This window comes from Rhodococcus sp. WS3, from assembly GCF_003797085.1.
Taxonomy (GTDB): domain Bacteria; phylum Actinomycetota; class Actinomycetes; order Mycobacteriales; family Mycobacteriaceae; genus Rhodococcus_F; species Rhodococcus_F globerula.
This window is the reverse complement of the sequence record NZ_RKMA01000002.1, coordinates 260,787-287,592: the sequence shown is the minus strand read 5'-3', so window position 1 is coordinate 287,592 and position 26,806 is coordinate 260,787. Positions and strand designations below refer to the sequence as shown.

At 64.1% G+C, this 26,806-nt stretch carries 1 protein-coding gene; it reads right to left on the bottom strand.

Going from position 1 to position 26,806, the window contains the following annotated elements; genetic code table 11:
- Positions 1 to 109: 109 nt before the first annotated feature.
- Positions 110 to 26,644 carry a non-ribosomal peptide synthase/polyketide synthase gene (locus tag EEB13_RS15405; RefSeq protein ID WP_141485724.1) on the bottom strand — a complete coding sequence of 8,845 codons (26,535 nt, stop codon included), beginning with the start codon at positions 26,642 to 26,644 and terminating at the stop codon, positions 110 to 112.
- Between the last annotated feature and the right edge of the window lie 162 nt (positions 26,645 to 26,806).

Sequence of the window (26,806 nt, the reverse complement as noted above, 5' to 3'; positions counted from 1 at the left end):
ATTGTTTCCCCTATACCTGTTTGTCGAGCAGGCACAAACTCCCCCGTAGGTGCCACTTTGCACCTTAGTGCGTAGTAGTACCCAGCGGCTACCAGTTTCATGCATCGTCCTAGATGAGATGCTCTCGCAACGCTGCCGCTATGTATGCGGACGGCACTGCATCGATCATCTGGTTGTGTGCGCAGTCAACGGTGTCGGCTGCGATCTCACCGCCCACGTATGCGCGCCACTCGTCGACACTATGACCGTTTTCACTAGATTGTCCGGCTATGAAAAATGCGATGTCGCCACCGAAGTACGGCGGACGGTGAGCATTCACCAGTGCGACCGAGTGGGAATAGCCGTCGCTGATCCGGGCGAGGTGATCGGCCTCGATACCGGTGCCGGGCCCGAGTGTTCGCTCGAGGAGGTCGACTGCGTCGTCGAACGTCGCGACGTTTGTCTCCCCAGGCGGCAATCCGAGTCCTGCGACCAATTCGGCGACGGAGAGGTCGACAGGTTGATCGTTGTCCGCGGATGGGTAGCTGTCGAGGATCGCAACTGTGGAGACGTCCGCGTGTCGCTTCTCGAGTTCGTGGGCCACCGCGTGGGCGATGACGCCGCCAAGCGACCACCCGACCAGATGGATGGGCCCGCTGGGTGCAAGTGATTGGACGCGGTCTGCATAGTTCTGAGCGAGTTCGGTGAGGGTGCTGAAGCTGGGTCCTCCGCTCAGGGACGGCAGTTGGAGGCCGTAGAGAGGGCGATCTGGGTCCACATGCGCAGCGAATCCTGCGTATCCCCAGGCCAACCCGATGCCGGGATGGATGAAGAACAGCGGAGGTTTGGTGCCGCCTGCGCGCAGAGTGACAACCGGAGCGAGGAAGGCGGAAGTGTCGGCGGGTTGATTCGCCTGGTCTGCGGCTCGGGCAACGCCTGCGGGTGTGGGGTCGAGGAAAAGTGCTTGCAGGCGGACGCGTCGGCCGATTCGTTCGTCGAGTTCGGCAGTGATCCTCGTTGCGACGATGGAGTTGCCGCCGAGGTCGAAGAAGTTGTCGTCGATACCGACGCGGTCGACGCCGAGGACGGATGCAAAGACCTCGGTCACAACTTCCTCGGTGTGAGTTGTGGGCGGTGCATACGGCACGTTGCGGTTCTCGAAATCGGGTGTCGGGAGTGCGCGGCGATCGAGTTTGCCGACCGGCGTCATCGGGATCTTGTCGACGACGATGATTGCCGCGGGAACCATGTGTGCGGGAAGTCTGGACGAGAGATGATGCCGCAGTTCGGCTTCCGCGATGGTATGTCCGTCGACGGGCTGCACGTACGCCGCGAGCATAGTGTCGCCGGACGGTGTTTCCTGGCCGAGGGTTGCGGCGAAGGACACGGACGGGTGTGACGTGAGAACGGAGTCGATCTCCCCCAGTTCTATGCGGAATCCGCGCACCTTGACTTGGAAGTCGCTTCGTCCCATGTATTCGAGGGCGTGATCGGCATTCCAGCGAACCAGGTCGCCGGTGCGGTACATCCGTTGGCCTGGTTCGCCGTACGGGTCCGCGACAAAGCGGTCGGAAGTAAGTCCGGGGCGGCAGTGGTAGCCACGCGCGAGACCTGGGCCGGTGACGTAGAGCTCACCGATGACGCCGACGGGGACGGGCCGCAGGTGGGCGTCGAGTACCAGTCCGGCAAAACCGATGGCGGGGCGTCCGATGTTGATGTTCTTCCCTGGCCGCATGGGCGTGCTGACGGCGGCTTGGATGGTGGATTCGGTGGGCCCGTATCCGTTGAACATCCGCCGGTCGCGTCCCCAGGTGTCGACGAGTTCGGTGGGGCAGGCTTCGCCGCCGACTGCGAGTACTTGCAGCTCCGGTAGTGCCGAGCTTTCGATGGAGCTCAGCGCGGTAGGTGTGATGAAGGCATGGGAGACGTGTTCGCCCGAGAAGATCTCGGCAAGTTCGGATCCGCCGAATACGGCCGGCGGGATGATGACGAGGCACGCGGCGCTGCCGAACGCCATCATCAGTTCGAAGACCGACGCGTCGAAGCTCGGGGATGCGAGGTGCGCGATGCGCGAGGTGGTCTGCACGTTGAAGCGTTGGTGCTCTTCGGCGTTGAGGTTGGACAGGCCGAGGTGTGTGACGATGACGCCCTTCGGTTTTCCGGTCGATCCGGAGGTGTAGATGAGATACGCGGGGTGCCCGAGGCGTAGAGGCATGGTGCGTTCGGCATCGGTGAATCGGGCGGGACTCCGAGATGTGAGTTCGCGGGTGGTCTGTTCGGAGTCTACGACTATCCAGTCGATGTTCGGGGGCAGCTTCGCGTGCTGTGCTGCGACGGTCAATCCGAGGACCGCCTGAGAATCGTCGAGCATGTGGGTAATGCGCTCGTGCGGGTAGTTCGGGTCGACGGGCAGGTAGGCGGCGCCGGTCTTGGCGACGGCCCAGATCGCGACAACTTCCGAGGCCGATCGTGGCAGCGCGAGTGCAACGTAATCTTCCGGACCGATTCCCCGGGCGCGGAGCACTCGTGCCAGACGATTGGCTTCGGTGTCGAGTTCTCGGTAGGTCATGGTGCGTTCCTGGCTGGAGACTGCCGGCGCGTCGGGGTTCAGTGCGGCTGCGGTCTCGAGGATCTCGGGCCAGGTGCGCGGTCGGGTCGCGTCGGCGCCCAATGCGGGGACAAGTGATTCGGTCTCGTCGGCGCCGAGGATGTTGATGTCGGCGACGTGGATGTCGGTGCTGCTGACCACGGTGTCGAGGATCAGTTGGAGCCTCTGCGCCAACGCGTGAATGGTGTCGGGTTCGAAGAGGTCTACGGCAAAGATGAAGGCCGCGGACATTCCATCAGGTTGTCCGGCTGCGTCGAAGGATTCGTTGACGACCAGTTCGAGGTCTTCCTTTGCGGTCTTGGATTCTGTTCCGAGTGCTTCGACGGTGAGTCCGGGTAGTTCGAGCGCCACCGTCTCGTTGTTCTGCAGTTCGAGTGCGACTTGGAACAGTGGTGAGTACGACGTGGACCGGGTGGGATTGACAACGTCGACGAGTCGTTCGAATGGCAGATCCGAGTGATGGTAGGCGGCGAGATCGGTGTCGCGGATGCCGTCCAGGAGTTCGGTGAACGTCTGATCTTGGTTCACGGGGGTCCGAAGGACGAGTGTGTTGACGAACATTCCGACGAGGTTCTCGAGCTCGTCTTTTCCTCGTCCGGCGATGGGTGTGCCGATGCTGACTTCGTCAGCTCCGGAGAGTTTTGCCAGGAGCACGGCAAGCGCGCCGTGTAGTGCCATGAACATCGTGACGCCTTGTTCGCGAGTCAGCGCGGTGAGTGCGCGGTGTGTGTCCGCGTTGATCTGGAAGTCGAAGCGGTCACCGTGGAACGTCTGTTGGAGCGGCCGGGGGTGGTCGGCTGGTAGCGCGATGACGTCGTCGAGCCCGGCGAGTTGTGCGTCCCAGTACGCGATTTGGCTGCTGATGATCGATTCGGGATCGGATTCGGAGCCGAGGACGTGTTGCTGCCACAGTGTGAAGTCGACGTACTGGACCGGTAGCGGCTCCCAGGCCGGTGCGATGCCGGCTGTTCGGGACAGGTAGGCGGTCATGACGTCGCGTGCGAGTGGAGCCATGGATGCCCCGTCCGCGCAGATGTGGTGGACCACAACGAACAGGACGTGTTCGGCCTCGTCGGTTGTGGTGTCGACCGTGAACAGCGTGACGCGCAGCGGAAGTTCGTTGGCTACGTCGAACCCTTCCTGAGCGAGCTCGCTGATGCGACTGAAGAGATCGTCGGGTCCGACCGTTGCCGTAGCGACGGCGGGTAGGGCGTCGGCGACGTCGAGCACCTTCTGGAACGGTTCGCCGTTCGCGGTCGGGAAGACGGTTCGTAGGCTTTCGTGGCGTCCGACGACGTCGACGATTGCGGCTTTCATGGCGTGGGTATCGAGGTCGCCGGTCAATCGCACGGCAAACGGAATGTTGTACGCGGCTGAGCTGGTGTCGAATTGATTGAGGAACCACATCCGCTTCTGGGCAAGCGAGAGCGGAATGTTGCCGGTCCGTTCGAACGGAACGAGTGGGACGTGGATGCTGGTCGACGGTCCCTCTTCCCGCTGCGAGGAGATCAGTACTGCCAGCTGCGCGGTGGTGGGTGATTCGAAGATCGTCCGCACGCCGAGGTCGAGTTCGAGGGCGGTATTCAGCCTGGATACCACGCGGGTGGCGATCAGCGAGTTGCCGCCGAGGTCGAAGAAGTTGTCGTTGACGCCAACTTTGTCCAGGTCGAGGATGTCGGCGAACACTGCTGCGATCTGCCGTTCGAGTGGTGTCCGGGCTGCCAGGAATTCCGTGGCCGGCGCGGTGAAGTCCGGAGCGGGTAGTGCGCTGCGGTCGATCTTTCCCACGGCGTTGCGTGGTAGTTCATCGACGATCGTGATGCTGGTCGGCACCATGTGGGTGGGCAGACGTCCGGACAGGTGCGCGACGACGGCGGCGGGGCTGAGGTCGGATCCTTCGGAAACGGTGAGGTACGACGCGAGGACGGTCGCTCCCCCTGGTCCTTCGACGCCGAGGGTGACGGAGTTGGTGACACCGTCGATAGAGGTTATCTGGGTGTCGATTTCGCCGAGTTCGATGCGGAAACCGCGGACTTTGATCTGGAAGTCGCTGCGACCGACGTATTCGATGGTGTGGTCGGCGCGCCAGCGCACGATGTCGCCGGTGCGGTACATCCGTTCCCCTGGCTTGCCGTAGGGGTTTGCCACAAACCGTTCGCTGGTCAACCCGGTGCGCTGGTGGTAGCCGCGGGCGAGACCGACACCGGCGATGTACAGCTCACCGTGCGCGCCGACAGGTACGGGTTGGAGACGGCTGTCGAGGACGATTTCGCTGACGCCTCGGATGGGGCCGCCGATGGTGATGGGTGCGCCGACGGTCATGGGTTCGCTGATGTCGGCCATGACGGTGGTTTCGGTAGGTCCGTACGCGTTGGCGAGCTCACGTCCAGGGGCCCATTGTGTGACGAGGTGCGGTGGGCAGACCTCTCCCCCGACAACAACGTGCCGGAATTCGTCGAGTCCTTCGGCGTTGACGGTGGAAAGGGCGGCCGTGGTGATGAAGGCGTGTGTGACGTGTTCGGTTTTGATGAGCTCGGCGAGTTCGCTGCCGCCGTAGATATCGGTGGGCACCAGCACCATCGTGGCTCCCACGCCGAATGCCTGGAGGTATTCGAAGATCGCGCCGTCGAAGCTGGGCGTCGCGAAATGCAATGTGCGCGAAGTGTGGTCGGCATGGAAGCGTCGTTGTTGGTCGAGCGCGAAGCTGTCCAGGCCGGAATGGGTGACGACGACGCCTTTCGGTTTCCCGGTGGAACCCGAGGTGTAGACGATGTAGGCGGCGTTGTTCAGGTCGATTGCACCCAGTCGTTCGTCCTGGCTGATCGGGAGTGTGCAGGCGAGGGAGACGTCCCGGATGAAGGGTTCTTCGTCGAGGACGAGCCACGGCGCCGCGGGTGGGAGTGAGTCGACGGACTCGCTGACAGTGAGGCCGAGCAGGACGTTCGAATCGGTGAGCATGTGTTCGATGCGGTCGGCTGGGTAGTTGGGGTCGACGGGAACAAATACTGCTCCGGTTTTGGTGACGGCCCATACTGCGAGCACCGATTCGATCGAGCGGGCAATGCCGATCGCGACGGCGGTTTCGGGGCCGGCGCCGCGCTTGATGAGTTCGCGGGCCAACTGGTTGGATTTGCGGTCCAGTTCCAGGTAAGTGAGTGCGCGTTCGCCGGCCGAGAGTGCGATGTGTTCGGGGAACGTTGCGGCGGCGTCGGCAAATATCTCGGGGAGTGTTCGAGTGGATCGCCCGGGGGCGCCGAAGACGGGGACCAGGTCGCGGCTCTCGAATTCGGTGAGGATGTGCATCGAGGACAGTGGTTCGTCCGGCGTCGCCGCGATACGTTCGATCGCGATGAGTATGCGTTCGGCGATGATCTCGGTGTCACGCTCGGTGAACTGGCTGGGCTGGTATTCCATCTTGATGTGGAGGGCTCGGTCTTCGGAGGCGACCACTGCCAGGGGGTAGTGGGCGGAGTCACGTCCGTCGATTCCCAGGACATGCATGCCGGCGATATCGGTACCGGCGGACAGTCCGGCGCGATCGACCGGGTAGGACTCGAAGACCGTCAAGGTATCGAAGGAGGCGGCAGGGCCCACCGCTGCGGATATGTCGGTGAGTCCGACGTAGTGGTGATCGAGCATGTCAGCTTGCTCGCCCTGGATGCGAACGCACAACTCGGACAGTGATTCTCGTGCGTTCAGTTGAACGCGTACGGGCACCGTGTTGATGAAGAGGCCCACCATGGACTCGACGCCCGACACTTCGGGTGGGCGCCCGGAGACGGTTCCACCGAATACGATGTCGTCGCGGCCGAGCAACTCCCCCAGCACAATTCCCCACGCGGCCTGAACGACCGTTGCCATGGTCAGTCCGTGCGAGCGGACAAAGGTGCGGAGAACATCGGTGCGTTCGGGCGAGAGACTGACCGAGCACACCTCACTTGTCTGCTCGGGGTCGTCGGTGGACGCGCCCAACAGCGTTGGTGTGTCGATCCCCTGCAGGGCGCCTCGCCAGGCTTCGAGCGATGTGTTGCTGTTGCGGGTGGTCAGCCAGGCGAGATAGTCGCGGTAGTGCGGTGCGCGGGGCAGGATCTCGGGGTCACCGTCGGTGGCGTACAGCGTGAGCAGGTCGCGCAGCACGAGGGGCGTCGACCATCCGTCGAGCAGGATGTGGTGGTTGGTGATGACAAGTCGGGCCGAGTCGTCACTGATGCGTACGAGCATGAACCTGATCAGCGGTGCTGTTTCCATATCGAAACGCTGCGAGCGGTCGGCCTCGAGGAGGCGTGTCCACTCCGCTTCGATCTCGGAAGGCCGGAGATGTGACAGGTCCGCATCCGTCCAGTCCGCCGTCACGTCGGATCGAATGATCTGCAACGCGCGCCCGCCGGGCGCTGCGATGAATCCGGCTCGCAGGCTGGGATGACGGTCGAGCAATGCCGCTGCGGCGCGTTGCATCCGCGCGTGATCGATGCGGCCGCCGAGTTCGAGAGTCAACTGCACCATGTACGGATCGATGCCGGTGTCGTCGAACTGTGCGTGGAAAAGCAGCCCCGATTGCAGCGGTGAGAGGGACCAGACGTCCGTCAGGTCGGGGAATCGTGTGGTCAGGTGTTCGATCGCAGGCTGATCGAGAGTGACGAGGTCGACGTCCGACGGGGTGAGTTGCCGGATGTGCGTCTGCTCGACGTAGTTGCTGAGCGCGGTCAGGGCGCGGGTCCACAGTTCAGCTAGCTCCGACGCGTCGGTAGCGGTGAGGATTCCTCCCGGGAACGCCCAGGTGCTGCGCAGGACCAGGCCGTTGCTGCTGTCCGTGGCCACGGTGTTGATGTCGAGCACCGACGCGGCCGGGAGTTGTCCGTTGTGTGGTTCGTCGAGGGTTACTCCCGGCACTGGCAACCACGGAACTTCCTCGCTGCCGGTCTCAGTACCACCGAGTCGTCCGAGGTAGTTGAACGAGATCTGCGGCGCCGGGAGTTCATGCAGTGATCGGGCGTCGTCGAGGTATTTGGCCATTCCGAACCCGATGCCGTTGTCCGGTACGGCGAGCAGCGTTTCCTTCACCGATTTCACTGCCGACGCGATGGCGTCGCCGCCGGAGAGAGCGTCGATGACGGAGATGCCGGCGAGGTCGAGTCGTACCGGGAAGATGGTGGTGAACCAGCCGACGGTTCGGGACAGGTCGGCTCCCGGTACAGCGGCTTCCTCACGTCCGTGGCCTTCGAGATTGATCAGGACATCGGTGCCGCGCTTGCCGTGCGAGTGACGCCACCCGGTCACGGCCAGTGCCAGTGCTGCGAGCAGGCCGTCGTTCACCGAGCCGCCGAACAGGTGCGGAACGGCGGTGAGAATGTTGTCGGTGACCGCGGAGTCGATGTCGACGGTGATCTTTTCCACGGTCGAACCGAGGTCGACGGCCGGGTCGAGTGCCCGGTTTCCCAGCAGTGCGTCGCGGCCGGCGGTGGCTTCCCAGCGCGTGAGTTCTGCGCGGCGCGCGGGTGCCTGTTCGGCGAGGCCGGTTGCCCACCGGCGCATCGACGTCCCACCTGCGGGCAGCGTGACCGGAGTGCGAGCTTCGGCAGCGGCGTACGCGGTCGCAAGATCGGGGACGAGTAGACGCCACGACACACCGTCGACGGCAAGGTGGTGAATCACCAGGAGTAGCCGTCCACGGGCGCTGGCTCCGACAGGATCGAGCCACACTGCTGCGATCATCTTTCCGTTCTCGGGATCAAGGCGACTCGACGCGTATGCCATTGCTTCTTCGGCGGTGCGGCGGAACTGCGGCCCTTGACCGGCACTGATCTCCAGGCGGTGCAGTACATCAGATGCGCGCACAGTTCCTGGTTCGGCGACGATCAGGCTGTGTGTGCCGGTGTCGAGTCGGCTTCGCAGCACATCGTGATGGTCGAGCAGGGATTGCAGGGCGTCATCGAGTGCACGGGCGATGGTGTGACGAGGCAGAGAGAGCAGCGCGCTCTGGCTGTAGCTGCGGATCAGTTCGAGATCGTCACCACTGCGCTCGAGGAGCCATTTCATGATCGGGGTAAGCGGCATTGTTCCGACTGCGCCGCCGGGTAGTTCCTCCAGTGCGGGTGCGGTTTCGACGGGTTCGCTGCGGACCACCTGCGCGAGTCCGGCCACGGTTTTTGCCTCGAACACGTCGCGCGGAGTGAAGGCCAGTCCGGCGTCCTTGGCCCGCGAGACCAATTGGATCGACATGATCGAATCGCCGCCGAGGCCGAAGAAGGAATCGTCGATGCCGACCGATGGTAGGCCGAGAACGTCGGCGAACAGATCGGCGAGCATGGATTCTGTTGTGGTGGAAGGGCTTCGATTAGACGTCGGCCCCAGAGTGAGCACGGTGAAATCGGGAGCCGGGAGATGTCCCCGATCAAGTTTCCCGTTGACGGTCAGCGGAAGCTCGTCCAGGACCACTATCACCGTCGGCACCATGTACGACGCCAATTCGGCGGACACGGAGACGGTCACTGCCTCGGAATCGATGCTCGCTCCAGCTTCGGGCACAACGTATCCGACGATTCTCGAGCTGCCACTGTCGCTGCGCACGATGGCAACGGATTGCGCGACGCCGGGGCAGCGGAGCATGGCGGCTTCGATCTCACCGAGTTCGATGCGGAAACCACGCACCTTCACCTGGAAATCGCTGCGTCCCACATACTCCAGCTGCCCCGCGTCGTTCCACTTCGCAAGGTCCCCACTTCGATACATTCGATCCCCCGAGCCACCGAAAGGGTCGGGTAGGAACCGCGTAGAGGTCAATGCGGGCTTGCCGAGATACCCGCGGGTGATCTGGTCACCGGATACATACATTTCTCCGACGACGCCGGGCGGTACCAGGCGTAGTCGCTGGTCCAGGACGTAGACGTTCATTCCCGGTAGTCCGCGGCCGATGATGCTGGCGGAGCCGCGATGCGCGTCGTCGCGGGTCAAGGCGATGCGACTGACATGGACGGTGGTCTCGGTGATGCCGTACATGTTGATCAGTGCAGGTGTTGTGGGTCTGCGGTCGAACCACTTTCGTAGTTGACCGAGGTCGAGTGCTTCTCCACCGAAAATGACGTAGCGCAGTGCGAGGTCTGGTTCGCCCGGTGCTGGGTGATGACCGCGGTCGGCTTCTGCGAGTTGGTAGAACGCGGTGGGTGTCTGGTTGAGGACTGTGACGCCTTCGCGGCGCAACAATTCGTCGAACATGTCGGGTGAGCGGGTTGTGTAGTAGTCGACCACAACGAGGCGGCCACCGTGCAGGAGCGGGCCCCACAGTTCCCAGACGGAGAAGTCGAAGGCGTAGGAGTGGAACATCGTCCACACGTCGGTGTGGTCGAAGCCGAATGTCGGGGACGCGTTGTCCATGAGGGTGAGGACGTTGCGGTGTGAGACGAGCACGCCCTTGGGCTGTCCGGTCGATCCGGAGGTGTAGATGATGTAGGCGATCGAGTCGCCGCGCAGTGGAGCCAGGCGGTCCGCGTCGGTGATCCGGGACGGCGCAAGATGCTCGAGACGCAGGTCTGTTTCCGGCGTCCCGAGTTCGATCACCGGGAGGCTGTAACCGTCCGTGAGGCCGTCGGGCAACATCCGCCGGAACTCGTCGGACGTGATCAGGGCGCCGGGTTGAGCATCGGCGACGAGGAATCGGATGCGCTCTTCCGGGTAGGTGACGTCGATGGGCAGGTACGCGCCACCCGCTTTGATCACGGCAAGAAGCGCAACCACCAACTCGGTGGTGCGGGGCAGTGCGACGCCGACGACGGATTCCGGTCCTATCCCCTGGGCGATCAGCAGCCTGGCGAGTCGATTCGCGCGGCCGTCGAGTTCGGCATAAGTGAGTGACGTGGTGCCGTCACCGACCGCAGTGGCGTTGGGATGCGCCGCGACGCTCGCGTAGAAGCGATCTGCGATGGTGTCGTCTGCGGTGAGCGACGCATATCCTGCGGTGTTCCATTCGGTCAGCGCTGTGCGGCGCTCGATGTCGTCGAGGATGTCGAGGTCGCCGAGCCTTGTTGTCGGCTCCTGTGCGGCGGCGGTGAGCAGTTCGACAAGCCGGCGAGCATAGGTTTCCATGAGATCGGCGTCGAAAAGATCTGTGGCATAGATGAACTCGGCGTCGATGCCGTCGGGAGCGCCGTGTTCCCCGTACCGTTCCGTGACCGACAGTTGCAGATCGAATTTGGCGACAGGGAGTTCGATGTCCACTCCGGACACACTCAGTCCGGGAAGTTCGAGTGTCGGCACCACGTTGTTGCGGAATTCGAGGAGGATCTGGAACAGCGGAGTGTGCGATGTGGAGCGCTCAGGGTCCAGTGTGTCGACCAGTCGCTCGAACGGTAGGTCACCGTGCTGGAACGCGCCGAGGTCGATCTCGCGCACCTGATCGAGCAGGTCGGCGAAGGTGGAGTCGAGTGAGAGCGGTGTGCGCAGGACCAGGGTGTTCACGAACATGCCGATGAGGTGATCGAGTTCGGCTTCACCGCGTCCGGCGATGGGTGTTCCGATCACGATGTCGCTCTGGCCGGATAGTCGGGCAGCGAGTGCCGCGTAAGCGCTGTGCAGGACCATGAACATGGTGACGCCGCGCTGGCGGGCTACATCGGAGAGGAGTCGGTGGGTGCTCGCCGGAATCTCGAACGCCGCCACGGCGCCTTGCATCGACTGCTTTGCCGGACGGGGATGCGAGGTGGGCAGATTGATGGGGTCGGGCAGATCCGCCAGTTGGTGTGTCCAGTAGTCGAGTTGACGGGAGATCTCCGAGTCTGCGTCCTCCTCCGAACCGAGGTTCGCCTGCTGCCACAGCGTGAAGTCTGCGTACTGGACGGGTAGTTCGGCCCAGGTCGGTGCGCTGCCGGTGCTGCGTGCGGCGTAGGCGGTGGCAACATCGAGCGCGAGGGGGCTCATGGAGAACCCGTCGGCGATGATGTGGTGAGCCACGACCACAAGAACGTGGCGATCCGGGGCGATCTCGAGCAGTGTGCTGCGAATCGGGACAGCGCGTGAGACGTCGAAGCCTGCTGATCCGAATTCGAGGATGCGGTTGATCAGATCCTGCTCGGCGACGGGTTCCGGTTCCAGATTCAGTGGAACGTCATCGACGGGGACGATGCGTTGCGTCGGTGTTCCGGCGGTGGCGGGGAACATCGTCCGCAAGCTTTCGTGGCGGTCAAGGACGTCGTCGAAAGCGCGGGTCAGCGCGTCGTGGTCGAGTTCTCCGGTCAGGGTGACGGCAAGTGGGATGTTGTATGCCGGTGAGCTGATGTCGAATTGGTTGAGGAACCACATGCGCTTCTGCGCGACGGATACCGGGATGGGTTCGGGGCGTTCGATCGGGGTGAGTGGCACTCGTGCGGTGAGGTCGCGGCCGGCGTTCTGGGCGGCGTGTGCCAGTGCCCGTACCGTCGGGGCGTCGAACAGGGTCCGGACGCCGATGTCGCAGCCCAGCGCGGCGTTCACCCGTGCGACGACGCGAGTCGCGGTGAGCGAGTTTCCGCCGGCGTCGAAGAAGTGTGTGTCGAGGCCGATCGGTCCCGATTCGAGGACTTCGTCGAATGCTGCGGCGACCAGTCTTTCGAACTCGGTGGTCGGGGCCGTGAATTCTCCGCCCGCGGTGTCGAACTGCGGTTCCGGTAGGGCCGCCCGGTCGACTTTTCCGGTGCCGGTCAGTGGGATGTCGTGCAGGATGACAACACTGGCGGGGACCATATGCGCGGGCAGGTGCTCACGTGCGTGTGCGAGGACGTCTGCGACGGTCACCGCAGCATCGCTGTCGATCAGGACGTACGACGCGAGTGCCTGTTGATCGGCCGGTCCGTGAACGGCGAGGGTGACGGCAAATTCGACTCCCGGCAATGCGGCGAGGGCGGTGTCGATCTCTCCGAGTTCGATGCGGAAGCCGCGGATCTTGACCTGGAAGTCACTGCGGCCGAGGTATTCGACGGTACGGTCGGCGCGCCAGCGTACGACGTCGCCGGTGCGGTACATCCGCTCCCCTGGTTCCCCGTAGGGGTCGGCGACAAAGCGCTCGCCGGTCAGCCCGGCACGCTGGTGATAGCCGCGCGCCAGTCCGGCGCCGGCGATGTACAACTCACCGGGCACTCCAACGGACACCGGCTGGAGGCGTCGGTCGAGGACCAGTTCGCGCACGCCTCGGATCGGTCCACCCAGGACGACGGTGCCGTCGGCCGGTATGGGGTCGCTGATGTTGGCGCCGATGGTGGTTTCGGTGGGCCCGTACAGGTTGTGGAAGGACCGCCCAGGTGCCCAGGTGTGCAGCAGTTCCGGTGGGCACGCTTCACCGCCGACGATCACGCACGTCAACGCGTCGATGCCGCTCGGATCCACTGAGGTGAGCATGGCCGGGGTGATGAATCCGTGGGTGACCGCCTCATCGCGCAGGACTGCGGCGAGTTCCTCGCCGCCGTACACGGTGGTCGGCGCGATCACCATGGTGGCACCGTTGGGGAACGCGAGGAGGTATTCGAGAACGGAGGCGTCGAAACTGGGCGAGGACAATGCCAAGGTGCGGGACTGCTCGTCTATCCCGAAACGCTCACGTTCCTCGTCGGCGAAGTTCTCGAGGCCGGAGTGCGTGACAAGTACGCCTTTGGGTTGTCCGGTCGATCCCGAGGTGTAGATGACGTACGCCGCGTTGCCCAAGTGCGTGGGGGTAACACTGCGGCCCGATGCCAAGGTGGCCAGACGCGCTTGCGTTTCGGGTGAATCCAGTTCGATCCATCCGATAGCGGCGGGTAGGTCACCGGAGTGCTCGGTGGTGGTGATGCCGATGTGTGCGGCGGAGTCGGCGAGCATGAACTCGATTCGCTCACGTGGATAGCGCGGATCAACCGGAACAAAGGCGGCGCCGGCCTTCGTGATCGCCCACATCGCGACGACGGATTCGACGGACCTGCTGACGCCGATCGCGATCCGATCCTCAGCCGCGACACCATCGGCGATGAGCATCCGGGCAAGGCGATCGGATGCGTCGTCCAGTTCGCGGTAGGTGACCTGGCGCGTGCCGGCGGTCAGTGCGATCCGATCCGGGAAACGGGCTACGGCGTCGGTGAACAGTTCGGCAAGAGTGCGATTCGACCCGCCCGGCGTCCCGTACGCCGGAACCAGTTCGCGCATTTCCTGCTCGGGCATCAGGGACAGGTGAGCCAGCGGCAAGTCGGGATGCGCGGCAATGAGTTCGAGGGTCCGCATCAACCGGTCGGCTACCGCGTCGACGTCCCGATCGGCGAGTGCACCCGGGAAGTACTCGAACTTGAGCTTGAACATGCCGCCGTCGGTGGACGCGATGACGGCCAACGGGTAGTGCGCGGCGTCCTGCGCGTCATGCACGTCCAGTACGTGCATTCCGGCGATGTCTATTCCGGCGGACAACCCGGTGCGATCGACCGGGTACGACTCGAAGACGGTCAATGTGTCGAACGTGGCTGCGCTGCCCACTGCGGCCGAGATGTCCGGTAGACCGACATGATGGTGGTCGAGCAGCGCAGTTTGCTCACTCTGCACGCGAATGCACAACTCGGCCAAAGACTCTCGTGCGTCGAGTCGCACCCGGATGGGAACGGTGTTGATGAACAACCCCATCATCGATTCGATACCGTGCACCTCGTGTGGACGCCCGGACACCGTGCCGCCGAAGATCACGTCGTCGCGGCCGAGCAACTCGCTCAACACGAGTCCCCAGCCCACCTGGATCAGTGATGCCATGGTCAGTCCGCGGGATCGAAGGAACCCGCGCAGGGCTTCGGTTCGCGCGACATCGAGTTCGAGGAAGGTGTCACGCGATGTAGTGGTCAGTTCTTCGGCCGTGTGGGCATGCGTGACCAAGGTCGGTTCGTCCATCCCGGCCAGGGCGTGCGACCAGGCTGTCAAAGCCGACTCGGTGTCGCGATGTGAGAGCCATTCGAGATAGTCACGGTACGGATGGACGCGTGAGAGGGCACTTTGGTCGGAGTCCGTCGCGTACAGCGTCAGCAGATCCCGCAGCAGCAACGGCATGGACCAACCGTCGAGGAGGATGTGATGGTTGGTCAGAATGAGTCGGTAGGTTGTCTCCCCCGTACGTAGGAGCAGGAAACGCAGCAACGGCGCGGTGGCCATGTCGAACCCGCGGACGCGATCTGCTCGGAGCAGTTCGCGGAATTCTGTGTCCTGCTCGCTGAGCGGCAGCGGGGAGATGTCGATCTCGGTCCACGGCACAACCGCATTCGCGTGGACGATCTGCACGGAGTTGCCGGCCTCGTCGGTGACAAACGAGGTGCGGAGGTTGTCGTGTCGATCGAGCAGTGCCTGCGCGGAGCGATGGAGACGCGCGGGTTCGACGCTCTCGAGGTCGAGGGTCAACTGCACGGTGTACGCGTCGACGGTGTGTTCGGCGTACCGCGCGTGGAAGAGCAACCCGGCTTGCAGGGGTGAGAGTGACCAGATGTCGGCCAGATCGGGGATCTGCTCCTCGAAGCGGTCGATAGCGCTCTGATCGAGTTCCACCAGCGGGAGATCCGACGGGGTGAACCCGCCGCGTTCGGAATTCTCGGCGTGGGCGGCCAGTGCGGTGAGCGCCGATACCCACAAGTCCGCGATCTCCCGGACATCGCCGTCTGACAGAACGCCGGACGGGTACGCCCACGTAGCCGACAACTGTGGTCGCCCGTCGATGTCGGTGGCGACGGCATTGACGTCCAGGACGGCCGCGAGCGGCATGTCGGATCCCCGCGCGGATGCTTCCAGATCGACGTCCGATGCCAACGCCCAGTCGCCGTCGTGAGAAGATTCGGAGCCGCCGAATCGGCCCAGGTAGTTGAAGGAAATCTGAGGCGAGTCCGGTCCCGACAGTTGTTGCTGCCCGACATCGTCGAGATAGCGGAGCAGTCCGTATCCGATGCCGCTGTCGGGAATTGTGTGAAGCAGTTCCTTGACCGATTTGAGAAGCGGTCCGGCATTTTCCTGCCCGGACAGCAGTGCGGCGGTATCGACTGCCGATAGATCCACCCGCACCGGGAACACGGTCGTGAACCAGCCGAGCGTGTGCAGAACATCGGCACCGGGGACAACGTGCGCTTCGCGGCCGTGTCCCTCCAACGAGACCAGCACGTCGTCGGCCCGAACTCCGCGAGACGATCGCCACTGCGTCACCGCCAGCGCCAGCGCAGCGAGCAGTCCATCGTTGACCGAGCCCGAATACAGCGCGGGCAAGGCGGTCAGTACGGTCTCGGACACGTCCACCGGAACCTCGACGGCTACGCGCGCCAACGCCCGGCCGGTATCGAGGTGCGGGTCCAGCGGCCGCGAACCGATTTGCGGGTCCGCTCCGGCCAGCATGGAACGCCACAGGTCTATCTCGCTGCGACGGGTCGGGGCGATCTCCGCGAGGGCGGTTGCCCACCGCCGCAGGGACGTCTCACCGGGGGTCGACGTCGAGGCGGGGGTGAGTCCGGCGTCGAGTTGATGGAAGGCTGCCGCGAGTTCGGGTACCAGTACCCGCCAGGAGACACCGTCCACTGCAAGATGGTGAATGACCAGGAGCAAGCGTCCGGCGCCGGTGGGGCCGGACAACCAGGTGACCTTGATCATCGACGCGTTTCGTGGATCCAACGCGTCGCGGGCGTCGTCGAGGGCGGTGACGATCGCCTCGTCGAACTCCGACGTTCCCGGTTCGGCGTCCACCTGAACGCGTCGGCACACGTGGGCCGCGTCGATGCTCCCGATCTCGCCGACGACCAGCGCCCGGTGCGGTTGCAGTTCGAGTCGAGCGCGCAGCGTTCCGTAGCGGTCGAGAACGACTTGTACTGCGGCAGTGAGCTGTGCGATGCGATGCAGAGCAGTGGGGGCGTTGAGCAGAGTGGATTGCGAGAACGAGTCCAGGCCTGCCGTGTTCTCGGTAAATCGATCGAGCCACCAGTGCGCAACCGGCAGGAGCGGCATCGAACCCACTCCCCCTCCCGGCAGTTCCTCCAGCACGAGCGGTGCGCCGTCTTCGGCGAGCTCGATCACTGCCGCAAGTGCGGCGACGGTCTTGGCTTCGAACACCTCACGCGGCGAGAACACGATGCCGCTCGTGCGAGCGCGAGCCACCAGTTGGATCGACATGATCGAATCGCCGCCGAGTGAGAAGAACGAATCGTCCACGCCTACCGAATCCAGCCCGAGAACGTCGGCGAACAATGCGGCGAGAGCCGTCTCGAGTTCGGTTTCCGCTGCTCGCGAATTCGTGCGGGCGGCAGCGAAGTCCGGGACCGGGAGTGCGCGGCGATCAAGCTTTCCGTTGGACGTGCGCGGCAATTCGTCCAGGACGACAACCGTCGACGGCACCATGTGCGGGGCCAGTTGGGTGCTGACCACCGCGATCACGTCATCCGGACTCAGAAGCGAGACGTCGGTATCCGAGGCAACGACATATCCGACGATCCGTGCCGGTCCGCCGTCACGCTCGACCGTGGTCGCGACAGCTTGAGCCACACCAGGGCACCCTGTGAGTGCCGTTTCGATCTCGCCGAGTTCGATGCGGAAGCCGCGGATCTTGACCTGGAAGTCGCTGCGACCGAGGTACTCGAGTTCGCCCTCACCGTTCCAGCGGACCAGGTCACCGGTCCGGTACATCCGGCTGCCTGGAGCTCCGGCGGGATCGGCGACAAAGCGTTCGGCTGTGACGGCGGTTCGGTTCCGGTACCCGCGGGCCACACCGTCGCCGTTGACGTACAGTTCGCCGGCCACACCGATCGGCACGGGGTGTAGTCGCGCGTCGAGGACGGATGCGGTGATCCCGAGCGACGGCCGTCCGATACTGACGCGCCGCGACGGCGTCAGCGGTTCGGTGATACTCGCGACGACGGTCGATTCGGTCGGCCCGTAGGCGTTGATCATGATCCGCCCCTGGCGTGCCCAGGCAGCTACCAGTTCGGGCGGGCAGACGTCGCCGCCGGTCCCGACAGCCTCGAGTTCGCCCAGGACACTTCCGTCGACGGTTGCCAGAGCGGCGGGTGTGATGAACGCGTGAGTGACGTGCTCGTCGCGCAGCAGAGCCGTGAGTTCGTCGCCGCCCAGGATCGAGGGCGGTGCGATCACCATCGTTGCGCCCGCGGACACCGCGAGCAGCAGTTCGAGGACCGAGGCGTCGAAGCTGGGCGAGCTGAAATGCAGAGTCCGCGAGTGTGCATCGACCCCGAATGTGATGCGTTCCTGCTCGGCGAGTGCTGCCAGGCCCCGGTGGGTGACCATGACGCCCTTGGGCAGTCCGGTCGAGCCGGACGTGTAGATGACGTAGGCAACGTGGTCGAGGGATCGGGGCGCGCGGAGTTCGGAATCGCGGATCGGCGCGTCCGATGCGGCAGCGCATTCCGCGCGGACCTCCATCGTGTCGAGAACAACCGTGCTCACGTCCGCCGGAATGGTGTGTGTGTCGGCCGTGGTGGTCACGACTACACACGCGCCGGAATCGGTGATCATGTGCTTGATCCGGTCTGCCGGATACGACGGGTCGACGGGAACAAACGCTGCACCGGTTCGAGCAACAGCCCAGATCGCGAGCACGGACGTCGCCGATCGCGGCAAGGCCAGCGCCACGACGGTCTCCGGGCCCGCGCCGCGCGAGATCAGCACTCGCGCAAGTTGATTGGCGTGCCGATCGGCAGCTTCGTAGGCGATCTCGATTCCCTCGAAGGCCAGCGCGATCGAATCGCTACGGTAGTTCGCCGATATCAAGTCCGGCAGAAGCGCAGGTTCGGGAAGTGCTCGCGTGTCGGCGGCGCGCACCTCGGCGCTGCCGAGCAAGTCGATGTCGCCAACGGGCGCATGTGGATCCCGGGTGACCGCGTCGGTGATTCGGAGCAGGTACTCGGAAAAGCGCTCGATGGTGGCGCTGTCGAACAATGCGCTCGCGTAGGTGAATCCGCCCTCGATCCCCGCCGGTTCGCCGTGCTCGTCGAACTTCTCGGCGAGCGTCAACTGGAGATCGAAGTTGGACACCACTGTTTCGAGGTCGAGAATGTCCACGTCCAGGCCGTCGAGAGTCAATGCCGGCCGCTCGGTGTTCTTGAACTCGAGCATCGCCTGGAACAGTGGAGAGTGCGACGTGGACCGCTGCGGCGACAGGGCATCCACGACGCGCTCGAACGGAATGTCCGCGTTGTCGAAGGCGTCCAGGTCGACACTGCGGACCTGCTCGAGAGCGTCGGCAAAGGAACGAGCGGGGTCGAACCCGGTGCGCAGGACCAGTGTTCCCACGAACATGCCGACCATCGGGTCGAGCAGCGCGTTACCTCGGCCGGCAATCGGTGAACCGATCGCGATGTCATCCATCCCGGACAGTCGTCCCAGCAGCAACGCATATGCCGCGTGCATCGCCATGAAGAGGCTGCTGCGAGAATTCTGCGCGGTGGCAAGCAACCGTCGATGCACGTCCGCGTCGATCTCGAACCGTACAACGGCGCCGGACAGATCCTGAACGCGCGGACGGGGTCGATCCGTCGGCAGTTGCAGTACTTCGGGGAGCCCTTCGAGTCGGTGTGTCCAGTAGTCGAGCTGGCGGGACAGTTCGCTTCCACTCTCGGTGACGTCGCCGAGAACGCTCTGCTGCCACAACGCAACATCTGCGTACTGGATCGGCAGCGGTGCCCAATTCGGCATGAATCCCCGAGTGCGCGCGGAATACGCGGTCATCACGTCGATTGCCAGCGGCGCCATCGAGAAACCGTCCGCGCAGATGTGATGCACGACCACAACGAGGACATGTTCGTCGGTCGAAACCTGGATCAGTTCCGCCCGGATCGGCGGTGCGGCGGTGACGTCGAATCCTGCCGTGGCCACGTCGTTGATCCGGCTGCGGAGCTCTGCTGGCGCGCAGCGGAGCAGTGGTAGCGACGGCAACGCATCGCCTGCCGGAACGACGATCTGAGCGGGAACACCGTCCACCATCGGGAACGACGTGCGCAGCGATTCGTGCCGATCGAGTACGTCGCCGAGCGCATTCTGCAGGGCACCGTGATCGAGGTCGCCGCGCATCCGGATCGCGATGGCCACGTTGTACGCCGACGAGCTGATGTCGAACTGGTTGACGAACCACATCCGCTTCTGGGCCAGCGACAACGGGATTCGGTCCGGACGCGCCTGCGGTTCCAGTGGAAGCGTTGTCGCTGCGCGCGCCGCGCTCTCGCAGTTTGTTGCCAAGCCTTCGACTGTGGGCTCGTCGAAGATACTGCGAATCGACAGGCTCACCCCCAGCGCGTCGTTGATACGGGCAATCGCGCGGGCCGCGATAAGGCTGTTGCCGCCGATGTCGAAGAAGTTGTCGTCGACGCTGATCTCGTCGGTACCGAGAAGATCAGCGAGGATGTCTGCGATGGTCTGTTCGAGCGGCGTCCGTGGTGCGACATATGCACGCGTGCTCGTAAAGGTGGGATCCGGCAACGCCGTTCGATCGAGTTTTCCGGTGGAACCGAGCGGAAAAGCGTCCATCGTGATGATCGACGACGGCACCATGTACGCCGGAAGTTCGTCCCGAAGCACCTGCCGGATCCGATCCGGGTCGAGAGCAGCCCCCTTGTCGCCGATCGCGTATCCGACAAGAGAATCGCCGAGCGCGTCGTCGTGATGAACACGGGCCGCTGCCTGCGCTACCCCCGGGGTGCGCAGTATCGCCGATTCGATCTCCGGCAACTCGATCCGCAAACCACGAATCTTGACCTGGAAATCTTTCCGGCCGATGTAGTCGAGTTGACCGTCCACCCGCCACCGCACGATGTCGCCCGTGCGATACATGCGGGCGGCCCCGGTTCGGCTGTACGGATCGGCCACAAAACGGTCGGCGGTGAGCTCACTTCTGCCGAAATAGCCGCGCGCCAACTGGACGCCGGCGAGGTACAACTCGCCGTGAACGCCGACCGGAACCGGATGCAGGCGCGAGTCGAGCACGTAGACCTGGGTATTCCAGACCGGTGCGCCGATCGGAACCGACGCTCCCGGGCCCGGCAGGTATTCGGACGCGGTGACGTCCACAGCTGCCTCTGTGGGGCCGTACAGATTGTGCAGGGCGCCGTCACTCACGCGGGTCAGGGCCATCGCCGTGGCCGGAGGCAGTGCTTCGCCGCTACTGAACACGTGGCGCAGAGTTGCGCAGTCGCCGCGCGACGCGACGGCAACAAACTCGGCGAGCATGGACGGAACGAAGTGGGCCACGGTGACCCGCGATTCGGCGATCAACGTCGAGAGATAGGTCGGGTCGCGGTGACCGTCCGGCGCCGCGATCACCAACTCCGCACCGGTCTGCAGGGGCCAGAACAGTTCCCAGACCGAGACGTCGAAAGTGATCGGCGTTTTCTGCACCACGACATCCGACGGTTCCAGTGGGTAGGTGCCTTGCATCCACTTCAGTCGGTTGACTATCGAACGATGCGATACCGCAACACCTTTCGGGCGACCGGTGGAGCCGGACGTGAAGAGGACGTACGCGATGTTGTCCGGGTGGAGCGGAGCAATCCGGTCGGCGTCGGTGGCAGGAGGGGTCGGCGAAGCCTCGAGGTCGACATCGAGGATGTCGATATCCGTCGGGAGGTGCCCGTGATGTCCATTGCTTCCGAGGACACACACCGGTGATGCCACGGACAACACGTACCGGATTCGTTCCTCGGGATGGTCCGGATCTACCGGGACGTATGCGCCGCCGCTGCGGATGACCGCATGGATCGCCACCAACAGTTCCAGCGAGCGCGGGATCGCCACCGCCACGCGCTGATCAGGCCCGACGCCGCGGGCGATCAACGTCCGAGCCAGTGTGTTCACCTGATTGTCGAATTGTTCGTAGGTCAGAGCGGCGTCACCGAAGCGCAGAGCGACGGCTTGGGGACTCCGCTCGGCCTGGGCGCGTGTCAGATCGTCCAGGGTCAGCGCCTCGAGCGGTCGCGACGTCGCGTTCCACCGCTCGAGGACCAACGTGCGCTCGCCTACTGCGCACAGGTCGATGTCTCCGACGACGGAATCCGGCTTCTGCGTCGCTGTGTCGAGAAGAGAGACAAACCGATCTGCCAATCCGGACATGGTGTCGGAGTCGAACAGATCACTTGCGTAGTTCAATCTCCCCTCCAGGTGATCACCGCGCTCGGTGACAATGACCTGGAGATCGAATTTTGCTGCGCCGGTGTCTAATTCGTCCACCGAGACGGTCAGGGACGGCAGAGCAACCTCGGTGGGCGTTGCACCCTCCATGACAAGCATGACCTGGAACAGCGGCGAGTCACCGCTCAGAGCGTCCACCAGCACGTCGTAGGGAACGTCGCTGTGCCGCAGTGCTGCCACATCGGTGGCGCGCGTGCGGGATACGACGGTTTCGAAACTCGCGGCCGCGTCGATGACGGTGCGCAGGGCCAACGTGTTGACGAACATGCCGACGACGTCGTCGAGCGCACGCTCACTTCGCCCGGCTACGGGTGTGCCGATGACGATGTCGTTCCCGCCGCACTCCCGAGCGAGGAGGACCGCCAACGCTGCATGCACCACCATGAACACGCTGGCATCGTGCTCGGCAGCGATGGCCGCAACACGGCGATAGGTCGGTGCATCGACAGTGAAGTTCACGTCGTGGGCGCGCAGGAATCCACGCGCCGGGCGCGGATGATCCATCGGAAGTTCCGGAAGGTCGTCGCGGGCAGCGAGTTCCCCGCGCCAGAAATTCAACTGCGAGCCGAGTATCGAATCGGGTGTTGCCGCATCACCGACCACGCGACGTTGCCACTCGCTGAAATCGCCGTACTGCACCTCGAGCGGCAACCACGCCGGAACCCGTCCGGACTCCCGGGCCGAGTACGCCACCATGACGTCGCGGGCCAACGGTGTCATCGACAGACCGTCGGCGGCGATGTGGTGCACCACCAGAACCAGCACGTGGTCGTGTTCGGAGGCTTCGAGCAACACTGCACGCACCGGGGGCGCCGACGTGACGTCGAACCCCAGCCGCGCCAGCTCTTCGGCTCGGGCACGCATCGCGCCGGCGGAAGTCGTCTCGACGGTCAGTTCCGGATTCACATCGGCGACGTCGAGCACTTTCTGCACCGGACCCCACGCAGTGGCCGGGAACACCGTGCGTAGGGACTCGTGGCGGATCAGGACATCCCGCAGGGCTGTCGACAATGCCGCCACGTTCAGAGGACCCGTCAAGTGGACGGCGATCGGAATGTTGTACGCCGGCGACGCCGGGTCGAGTTGGTTGATCAGCCACATGCGCTGCTGCGCCAGTGATGCCGGAATCGGTTCGGGACGTTCGATCCTCGTCAACGGCGGGAGGAGAGTCTCACGTGAATCCGAGGAATCCGCGCGCGCAGCCAATCCGGAAACGGTCGGCGCCTCGAACAGATCGAGCACGCTCAGGGACGTGCCGAGCGCACCGTTCACCCGCGCCACCACCCGCGTGGCAATCAGCGAGTCGCCGCCGAGGTCGAAGAAGCTGTCATTCGTGCCGGCGCGGGCGATGCCGAGAAGATCGCAGTACACAGCCGAGACGCGCTTTTCGGTAGAGCTTTCCGGTGCGCGGTACTCGCCGATCCCCGACGCCTCGTCGATTCCCGGCAAGGCGTTGCGGTCGATCTTCCCGGCGGGTGTCAGGGGAATCGCGTCCAGCACCACGATGCGTGAGGGCACCATGTGCGGTGCAAGCGATGCCGCAGCATGCGCCGTCACCTCCGGCACCTCGATACGCATCCCCGGCGCTGCCGTGACGTACGACGCCAGCATCGTCTGTCCGCTGCTGCCGCTCACCCCGACAGTCACCACGTCGTCGAGGCTCGAATGCTGACGCAGCACTTCGTCGATCTCACCGAGTTCGATCCGGAATCCGCGGACTTTGATCTGGAAGTCACTGCGGCCGAGGTATTCCAACTCACCGTCGGCAGTCCAACGAACCAGATCACCCGTCCGGTACATCCGCTCGCCGGCTTCCCCGTTCGGGGCAGCGACAAAACGCTGAGCCGTCGTGGCGCCCTGTCCGTGGTAGCCGCGGGCCAGGCCGACACCACTGACGTACAGCTCACCGGCTACCCCGATCGGCACGGGGTGCAACCGTGCGTCGAGCACCATCGCCGACGCTCCCCGCACGGGTTGACCGATCGTGACCGGAACGTCGCTGCGCAGCGGACCGGCCATGGTGGCGACAACAGTCGTCTCGGTCGGTCCGTACGCGTTGAACATCAACCGGTGCCCGGACCATTGCTCGACAAGCGACGACGAGCACGCGTCACCGCCCGTGGCGATCACACGCAGCAGGGGCAAGTGGTCCGGATCAACAGTCGCGAGGGCAGCCGGGGTGATGAATGCGTGCGTCACTTTGCCCGCGCGCAGGACCTCCGCCAGTTCTTCACCGCCGTAGACCGTGGGCGGTGCGATCACCATCGTCGCCGCGGCTCCGAACGCAAGCAGGAGTTCGAGAACGGACGCGTCGAAACTGGGGGAAGAAAAGTGCAGGGTCCGTGCGTCGGGGCTGGTACCGAAACGGATTCGTAGTTCCTCGGCAAAACTGCTCACACCGCGATGCGTGACCACAACGCCCTTGGGCACGCCGGTCGAACCCGAGGTGTAGATCAGATAGGCCGGATCGTCGAGTCGCAGCGGCCTCAGCAGATCGGCGTCGGTGATAGCTGCGCTCGAACGGTGCTCCAGGTCGCCGAGCACCAGCCAGTCGACAGTGTCCCCCAATCCGCCCCGGACATCACTGGTGCAGATCCCGAGTGTCGCCCCGGAGTCGGTCAGCATGTGCGTGATCCGGTCGGACGGATAGTGCGGGTCGACGGGAAGGAATGCGCCACCGGCCTTCGCCACAGCCCAGGTGGCGATCACCGATTCTCGTGAACGTGCCAGTGCGAGCGCAACATACGTCCCCGGGCCGACTCCGCGCGCAATCAACTCTCGCGCCAGCGCATTCGACTGGGCGTCGAGGTCTCGGTACGTCAGTGCCTGATCGCCCACGACTACCGCGTCGGCGTCCGGATTCACTTGTGCGGCGGTGCACAGAATGTGCGCGAGAGTGCGAGGGGACGCCGCTGCGGGACCGGGAACTGCGCGGAGCGATTCCCCTTCGGCCTCGTCGAGTATCGGCAGATCACCCACTGCCATGCCGGGAGATTCCAGCGCCCGGCCCAATGCCCGCAGCACTCGCGTGAGCACCTGCTGCGCGGAGCGCTCATCGAGCACATCCTGGTCGTAGGCGGCGTCCAACGTCAACGTTCCCGCGTCGTCGACCACACCGATGGAAAGGTCTGCGCCCTCGATTGTGCGGTTGGTAGGACCGTCGGTCAGGACGACATGCAGTCCGGCGGTGTCCACTACGCCCTGACTGTAGTCGCGGACCGTAACATCATGGTCTGCAACATCATTCAATACATCGGCGCACGAATGCGCTTGATCGACTGCGCTGCGGAGCGGCACTACGGGTGCGCCCGGCGCAAATCGAGCACCGATCACGATGTCGTCGGTGTTTGTCAGCCGAGACAGCACGATGGCCAGGGCGCCGTGAACCAGACTGAACACGTCTGTGCCCGCTGCCCGCATGCGCTGGTGCAACTCGGGTGCGATCGGGGTGCGCAGAGTTCCGATCTCCTCGCGGTGATCCGAGGTGCGTGGACGATCAAGCACCACCGACGCGCCTTCGGGGGCGTCCGTCATCTCCCTGGCCCAGAACTGCTCGAGCTCACGAGCCCGCGCGCGCTCCCTACCGATCTCAGCCGTCCTGCGATGAACGTGATCCAGCGGTGTGCCGGGACCAACCGCGATCAACTCACGAATCAACTCCGCAAAATCTGCGTGGTGCTCTTCGAGTTCGGTGCGCTCGTAACGATCCGGATTGGCGCGGAACTCGATCAGCGTCTTGACGGGACTACCGCTCTGATAGATGTTGACCAGCAGGTCTTCCACCGGACCCGACGTCACGATGTGGTACTCGCCGACCATCGGGCCCAAGGTGATTTCCTGACGGAAGAGCATCACGTTCATCATCGGCCCGGACAGTCGCTGATCCTCCATCGACAGTCCGGCATCCCGGCGAATGTCTTCGAGGCTGCACCGCTGATGCCGAAGCGCGCCGAGTAGCTCGAGCTGCACTCGCCCCACCAAATCATCGACAGTGTCACCCGGGAGCACCTCGATATGCAGCGGAGCCACGTTGACCAACATGCCGCCCGAGCGCTGCAACGGCGCTGTGGTGCGAGCCGAGACCGGCAAGTTGATCAACACGTCCCGATAACCGGTACGACGCGATAGGTAGCAGGCCAACGCCGAAATCAGCACAGCCGCCGGCGTTGCACCCGAACGTGCACTCCACTCGTCCAGAGCTGCGACGGACGTTTCCGACAGCGCATCCGTCACAATCCGAGAATGCGCGCGAGGTGGTGCTTCCCGGCCCGCGAGTGTCGATCCGTGATCCACGCCCGCGATGCGCTCGGCCCAGTACTGCCGATCAGCATCGAATCGACTCGACGCCCGATACGCCTGGTCCAATTCCGACAGCTTCACCACATCGAGCGCCTTGTTGGGCGCGGGCTCACGCCCCTCGAGTTCCGAGGTGTAGAGCGCCGCTATGCGGTTGACGATGGTCATGCCGCTGTATCCGTCGAGCGCTACGTGGTGAATTCGCGTGTACCACAGGTAATCTCGATCCCCCGTTTGCAGGATCGTCATTTCGACCAGACGGTCTCGCGTCAAATCGAGCGGTGTTGCGTGATCGTTGTCCATCCACTCCGCAGCAGCTTCGCGCGGATCGTCACATTCTCGAAAGTCGAAGTAGTCGATCTCCGCGCCGATTGTGGGGTCGACGATCTGGCACGGCTCGCCATCCGGGTACATCAACCGCAGGAACGGTGATTCGAACTCGTGCGCCGCCGCCACCGCAGACCGCGACAACAAGTCGATGTCCAGGTCGCCGTGTATCTCGATGTACTGCGCGATGAAATACGGAACCGCCGGGTGTAACTGCTGCGCAAACCACATGCTCCGCTGCACCGCGGACAACGGAAACGCCCCGGCAGGCAGAGTTCGCGACTGCTCATCCCGATTGTCGGTACCCATCACAACCACCCCCGCATGCTTCGCCGGGAGTGGCGATCGAAAGGTGTGGTTCGGGGATTGAAGAAGTACATCGCACCGCCTCGATATCGAGAGTGGAAACCATGAACGACCCTGTTCGAGCCACCGCACATCGCGTCGATCGCGATTAATGGGTCGGCTCGG